The sequence below is a fragment of the Pseudoalteromonas sp. AWM4_233 genome (assembly GCF_056158285.1).
Genome location: NZ_JBSWSZ010000128.1, coordinates 1 through 5,908, shown reverse-complemented (window position 1 = coordinate 5,908; position 5,908 = coordinate 1). Strand labels below are relative to the sequence as shown.

The following is a 5,908-nucleotide window of genomic DNA, read 5'->3' as shown; positions in this document are numbered from 1 at the left end:
AAGGTTAACGACGGTTAGATTCACCTCTTACACAGCACCTGGGCTAAAATTGAGCGAAGCGAATAGCCCGCAAGTTTTTTATCCCTGTTTAATTGCTTGTTATGCGTTGACACACCACTTTCAAAGCGCTTTTGCCTGCACCAACGAGCTAAACTTTATTTATAAAAACACTCACCGAACCAAAAATTGCAAAGAAGCGCTCTACTGGTGAATGACCTTTCTGGTCACAGCTTAAATTTAAAAAACGAAAAGCCAACACCAACTTAAAACTTAATTACGCCACTGTACCTAAAAGCTGATTTGAAGAAAAGACTCGAAGCAAAAAACCGTTTTAAAGACAGCGATTTAAAGGGACGCATAACGCCGTTGTAACCGGCAAAAAATTGTTGGCTAAAATGTGAAGTGAAGCGCAACAGCCAACAGTTTTTTGTCCGCGTTGACGACCTTGTTATGCGTTGACACTCAAAATTAAAAGCGCTTGCGCATGCACCAATAAGCCAAACTTAAAATTAAAAAACACTCACCAAACTCAAAATTGCAAAGAAGCGTTCGACTGGTGAATGACCTTTCTGGTCACAGCTTAAATTGAAAAACGAAAAGCCAAGACCAACTTAAAATTTGATTACGCCACTGTACCTAAAAGCTAATTTGAAGAAAAGGCTTGAAGTAAAAACCGTTTTAAAGACAGCGATTTAAAGTGACGCATAACGCTTAGCTAACAGGCAAAATTGAATAAGCTAAAATCGAGCGAAGCGACGAGCTTATTTAATTTTGTCCTAGTTTAGCGCCTTGTTATAGGTGCTGTGTAAGAGGTGAATCTAACCGTCGTTAACCTTCGCAATACGTTCTACTACGCAACAACTCGTTCAGTTACGTATTGCTAAGGTTAATGAAAACAAGAAGGCACCGTATCCAGCACCTGATTAATAAGCCGGTCAGGATAGTGCGCCACTCTAATGTTTTTTCTCCTGCTGCTCAACAGCCACCCGAGTCCAATAAGGCAGCAGCGAGAGTAGTCCGGTGATGATCTGCATGATGAAATCCTCCCTGAAAATGACGGATCCCTTAAGGAGATTAGACGTCAGACAACAAAAAAGGCCTCTTTCCTATATAAAGAAGGAAAGAGGCCTGGGAATCCAGCTGTGCATAGATGATCCCCGTCTGTTCTTTCCTTATAGTCCGGCTCTTTACGAGGTCCGGATAAACTTGCGGAGCCATATTTCCGCATGTATATAAGGAATCCGTTTGAAATGATATGTCTCGCATTCTAGCAGAATCAGAGAATACGAACAATGGATATCCGGGAAGTTGTAAAATTGAAAACTTTCAATCCGTCGTCCTAAAACAAGAGTGCAGTTACAGGTACAGCCGCGGCTGCGAGGACAGGGATGACGGATGTCAAAGAAAAGCTCGGGCGGGCCGGGGCGAGAAAATCAACCGGGTTATCCGCTGGTGAAGCGAGGTAGTGGACGAGCCGGCTCCAGCGGCTCTTTTTTCGTGGGATATTTGGAACATCGACGTCGTATTCGGCCAGCTTTCGGGCAAGTTCTGTGTGATCATGCGTGTTATTTTTCACAGGTCTTCCACCTCCAGATGCGTTTTTAGAGTTTGAATGGCTTGGTGAAGTCTTGATTTTACCGTCCCTAAGGGGATGTGAAGGATGGCGGCGATCTCTTTTGAGGAAGGTCATGGTAGTAGTAAAGGAGAATCACAGCCCTCTGCAGATCTGGAAGTTCGCTGACTGCCTGCTGGACCGTAAGCTTTTCGGCAGGGTGCAGTAAACTTTCCTGTGAGGGAACTGAAAAGGGGCGACAGGCTCCGCCACTTTTTTCTCCGGTTCAATTTATTAACCATCAAACGGTAGGCGATCTGAAACAAGTAGGACTTCAAGGCTCCCTTGGAAGAATCATACTGGTGCTTATGTGTCTGCAGGCGGAGAAATGTATCCTGGACGATATCGACGCTGAATGGTTCATCTCTCGTATAACGGTAAATAAACGAATACAATGGCCCGTGAAAGGCGGTATAAATCTGTTCGAAGGCTTCTTCATTCCCACGCTGCCAGGCTTCCATGACGGCTTCCGCCTGGTTCACGAAGCTTCACCCATCCGGGCACGGACAGATTCTCAACGTCCGGCTGAGGCGGCTGAATAAATAAAGGAAAACGACAATCGTCCACGCCTGTGCCTGATTCGTAAAAAACTGCACATAAGGATTTTCAACGGTCGCGCCTGAACTGATCATCACGTTGAGAACCTGTACACAGATGATCGTATAAACCGCCAAAACGACAGTTAAGGTATCAAAAACATTCCAGCGTAAAAAGAGCTCCGTTTTTTTGTAATCAATTTTCCCGTTGCTGCGGACGATGATTACTTCTTTTCCATCGGAATCGTGACAGACAGTATGACCACCAACCAGACAAACATGATACCCATCGAAATGATAAAACCGATGCCCATTCCAAATCCTCCTTTGATCTCTTCTAACAACTATACCAATGAGGAAGGAGAAAAGTTCGCGCGAAAAGGAAAAAATTGTTTTATTTTTCGCCTTCTGAAATAATTGAAGAAATATCGAGAGGGGGAAGGAAATGAGAGAATGCAGACCGGCTTTTTTTAAGCAGGACTTTGTGATGTCCTATGAAACAACCAAATCCATGGAGTTCGAACAACGCGGCACAGGTGAAGTCATCTATTTATTGATGAATAAGGAGATTACGATTGTGAGGGACCCGGACAGGGTGGAGGAAAGGGCCGAAGTGGCTGCCCGTCCATAATACATCGCTCCGCCGGTTCCGTAAAAAAACGAACCTGGGACAAGCGCCTACCTCCTATGGATACCCGGTCACATTCAGCAGTGCAGAGGATTTGAGTACATACTTGGAAACAGAGATTCATCACCCGGTGCGGTAAAAATCCTGCGATCTAATACTTCCGTAAACCACAAAGGGCCTTCATCCATGTATAATAGAGGAAGAGAGAAAACGGGAACAGTGCCTTTGTTTCCGGTCGTTCTCTGGACAATACTGGAGAAGAAAAGGAGGCCCTGCATGCGACACGATATACAACCGAATGAGCGCGCTTTTTCAACGAAGGAAGTGGCTGAAGAAGTAGGGATCGCAACTACTACTGTTCGTCGTTATGGGCAGATTCTTGAACGGAACGGATACGAGTTCTTTAAAGATGGTGACAGGCGGATCTTCGTCGCCTCGGATATAGAAGCCTTAAAGGAAATCCGCGATACGGACCTGCCACAGGATGAACAGGCAAGAATCGTCGTGGAGGAACAGAAGGAGAAATTGAAGGGATACACAGAAACGGCGCTGACTGTATCGGATACATATTCCTCTGCTCTTGGAAATCCCGGTCAAACTGAGGAGCTCCTCAAACTGCTGGCTGGAGAGCTTGCCGCCTCAAGGGAAATGAACGTCCAGCTCAAGCAGGATATGGCCGAGCTGAAAAACACCGTCTCCCGTCTGCAGCAGGATCACCACGTCATCAGTTCAGGTGTCGGCAACTTTTCACAGAAAACCCATACGAAGCTTGACCGGATGATGGAGGATCAGAAGCAGCAGTATGAAGAGATGCTGGAGAGAGAAAAGGAAAAAAGCGATCTGTTGAAAAAAGAGCTTCAGACGATGCGTGCGGAACAAAAGCAGGAGTGGCAGGCGCAGAATGATTTCAACCGTCGTCTGGAAGTCACCGTAAAAAATACCAAAGGTCCTTGGGAAAAGCTGTTTTCCCTGTTTCGAAAATAAATCGAGCGGGAACGCTCTTTAACGTAAAGAAGGCGCAGCAGTTTTTTGTGAAGGATAGCAATGCCGAGCTGCACGTAACAGGTTTTGGACAATAAAAGGGGGATCTCATTGATTGAAAATCTTCTTTGGGGCGGTACGCTGCTCCTCGTCGTGATGTTGATGGTGTTTGTGGACATTAAAAGGGAAGGGCACCACAGAAGCCATCCCAGCCGCCTGCAGATTCCCGAAGACCCGCCGGAACAGAGTCCGATTAGAAAGGAAGGACCCGGAACTGACAAGAAAACCTGTTGAAAAAAGATGCATCTCCAGCTGAGATGTTTCTTTTTTTATGGTCAAGCCCGTTCGAAAGGTTCGCATGTCAACAAAAAGGATGGTTGTCGAATGGAAGTGTTCACGGAGAAAGTGCTCTACATAGCTTTGTTCATTTTAGTCATCCATACCATTGAAACGCTGGCCTACGCAGTGCGGATGTCAGGGGCAAGAGTGGGGCGGATCGCCTCGGCTCTTGCCTTGTTTAATTTGATGGTCATCGTTTCCAGGATGGCCAATATGATGCAGCAGCCGTTTACCGGCAGTTTGATTGATGCTGCGCCGGTTGAGAATACGCTGGCTTTTGTTGAAGATCAATATCGAATCATCATCGGAGCGTCGACGGTGGGGACACTGGCCGGCATTGTGCTGTTACCTACGTTTATTGCTTTATTTTCACGAGCCATCGTCCATTTATCCAACAATGGCGGATCTGTTCCGGTGCTGTTAAAGACGTTTACAACGAAGGATTATTTCAAGCGGGGCCTGCATCTTTTCGCGCTTCCAAAGCGGAGTTACTTAAAGGGCTTTTCGTTATCCAACATTCCGAAGCGCTTGTTTTTCGTCAATATGCTGGTGACCTCCATTTATACGATTGGAGTCCTTTCTGCACTTTATGCCGCGCTTCTGGCTCCGGACAGAGCTTCAACAGCAATCATGGCATCCGGTTTGATCAACGGTGTGGCGACCATTCTGCTTGTCGTGTTTGTGGATCCGAAAATTTCAGTGATGGCGGATGATGTCATCCAAAAGCGCGGAAGCTACAGCCAGCTGAAGAACGTATCCCTGCTTATGATTACATCCCAGGTCCTTGGAACACTGCTTGCCCAGCTGCTGTTTATTCCGGGAGCTCATTACATTGCCTGGTTTACGAAGTTTATCGTTTAATATAAAGGAGAGAATGGAATGATGTTTACATTTGTCCCTCTGACTATGGACCTGGTGGATGAGATTGACACCTGGGATTACGAAGGGTTCGTCGAGCAAGTAATGATGATCCCGTATTATGAATCGTACAACAGAGACGGAATGCTGAAGGGCCCTGGCGGCTGTGATGGTTATGCCGCTCTTTTCGATGGAAAAACGGTGGGGTTGTTCGAGTTTACTCAAAAGAAGGAGTTCCTGGAAATCGGACTCGCCCTGAAGCCTGAGTGGATCGGGCGGGGATTTGGAGAGACCTTCGTCCGTGAAGGGATCGCTTTTGGTGTTCGACAGTATGAGGGGATCAGTTCAATTATCCTCACTGTTTCCGTGGAAAATGAACCCGCAGTGACGGTCTATAAGAAAGCGGGTTTTTCCATTGTACGTGAACAGGCCGGGGAAGTGGAGATGGAGAAGGTCATGAATTAAACACCCGCCCTTATGTACTGGTGGTACCTTCAGGTGCTCCGACGATTCCCTTTCCGCGGACGAACGTCCGAGCCTCCTCGGGAAAACCACCCTGTGGGGTCTCGTCCGTCCGTTTTTCCGCAGGAGTGGAATCGTCTGCGCACCTTCTGGAATATAAATAGACTCCCTTGCACTCACTCTCAGCCGTAAGAACCTTGAGGAATGCCCCTTTGTTTAATAGATGTCATTCATCAAGGTCTCTTTATATGGCGGTCACGTTCCGCTTATCGGTGGTGACGCCCGCGGCAAGCATCCACCGATAAGCGGAACGTGACCACTTCAACAACCTGATGGCAGCTCGACTATCGCAATATGATATTGCGTTTAGTATGCCGTTAGCCTTTTCCTTTGTTAACACTGTTTTCTTAACTTTTCAACATCAAACGCTTTCATGTGAAAAGTGGGTATAACCTTATGCTAAGATAGTATAAAAGAGTGAAAACGTAAGAC

The 5,908-nt window shown here is 46.5% G+C and carries 6 protein-coding genes and 1 riboswitch; of the genes, 3 read left to right on the top strand and 3 right to left on the bottom strand.

What is annotated here, in order from left to right; translation table 11 throughout:
• Positions 1 to 1,155: 1,155 nt before the first annotated feature.
• Positions 1,156 to 1,256: riboswitch (purine riboswitch) on the bottom strand.
• Positions 1,257 to 1,339: 83 nt separating this feature from the next.
• From ACXAC4_RS26665 to ACXAC4_RS26655, 3 genes are read right to left on the bottom strand one after another with little or no spacing between them, the layout of a single operon-like run.
• Positions 1,340 to 1,576, bottom strand: a complete 237-nt coding sequence (locus tag ACXAC4_RS26665) for a hypothetical protein (RefSeq protein WP_474991488.1) — start codon at positions 1,574 to 1,576, stop codon at positions 1,340 to 1,342.
• Positions 1,573 to 1,671, bottom strand: a complete 99-nt coding sequence (locus ACXAC4_RS26660) for a hypothetical protein (RefSeq protein ID WP_475168027.1) — start codon at positions 1,669 to 1,671, stop codon at positions 1,573 to 1,575. The genes ACXAC4_RS26665 and ACXAC4_RS26660 overlap by 4 nt, the downstream gene beginning before the upstream one ends.
• Positions 1,672 to 1,686: 15 nt before the next feature.
• Positions 1,687 to 2,073, bottom strand: coding sequence for an RNA polymerase sigma factor (locus ACXAC4_RS26655; RefSeq protein WP_475168021.1), 387 nt, complete (start codon positions 2,071 to 2,073; stop codon positions 1,687 to 1,689).
• Between the two features lie 979 nt (positions 2,074 to 3,052).
• Between ACXAC4_RS26655 and ACXAC4_RS26650 the strand changes: the two genes are divergently transcribed.
• The 3 genes from ACXAC4_RS26650 (at position 3,053) to ACXAC4_RS26640 (ending at position 5,419) form a co-directional block, all read left to right on the top strand.
• Positions 3,053 to 3,760 carry a MerR family transcriptional regulator gene (locus ACXAC4_RS26650; protein WP_474991491.1) on the top strand — a complete coding sequence of 236 codons (708 nt, stop codon included), beginning with the start codon at positions 3,053 to 3,055 and terminating at the stop codon, positions 3,758 to 3,760.
• Between the two features lie 381 nt (positions 3,761 to 4,141).
• Positions 4,142 to 4,957: a lipid II flippase Amj family protein gene (locus ACXAC4_RS26645; RefSeq protein WP_475168016.1), complete on the top strand. Its 816-nt coding sequence runs from the start codon at positions 4,142 to 4,144 to the stop codon at positions 4,955 to 4,957.
• An 18-nt stretch (positions 4,958 to 4,975) separates the two neighbouring features.
• Positions 4,976 to 5,419, top strand: a complete 444-nt coding sequence (locus ACXAC4_RS26640; protein ID WP_474991493.1) for a GNAT family N-acetyltransferase — start codon at positions 4,976 to 4,978, stop codon at positions 5,417 to 5,419.
• The last annotated feature ends 489 nt before the right edge of the window (positions 5,420 to 5,908 follow it).

Bases quoted from the DNA above. Each gene is read 5' to 3' on its own strand.
- ACXAC4_RS26640 (WP_474991493.1), top strand. From the start codon at position 4,976: ATGATGTTTACATTTGTCCCTCTGACTATGGACCTGGTGGATGAGATT.
- ACXAC4_RS26645 (WP_475168016.1), top strand. From the start codon at position 4,142: ATGGAAGTGTTCACGGAGAAAGTGCTCTACATAGCTTTGTTCATTTTA.
- ACXAC4_RS26655 (WP_475168021.1), bottom strand. From the start codon at position 2,073: ATGGAAGCCTGGCAGCGTGGGAATGAAGAAGCCTTCGAACAGATTTAT.
- ACXAC4_RS26650 (WP_474991491.1), top strand. From the start codon at position 3,053: ATGCGACACGATATACAACCGAATGAGCGCGCTTTTTCAACGAAGGAA.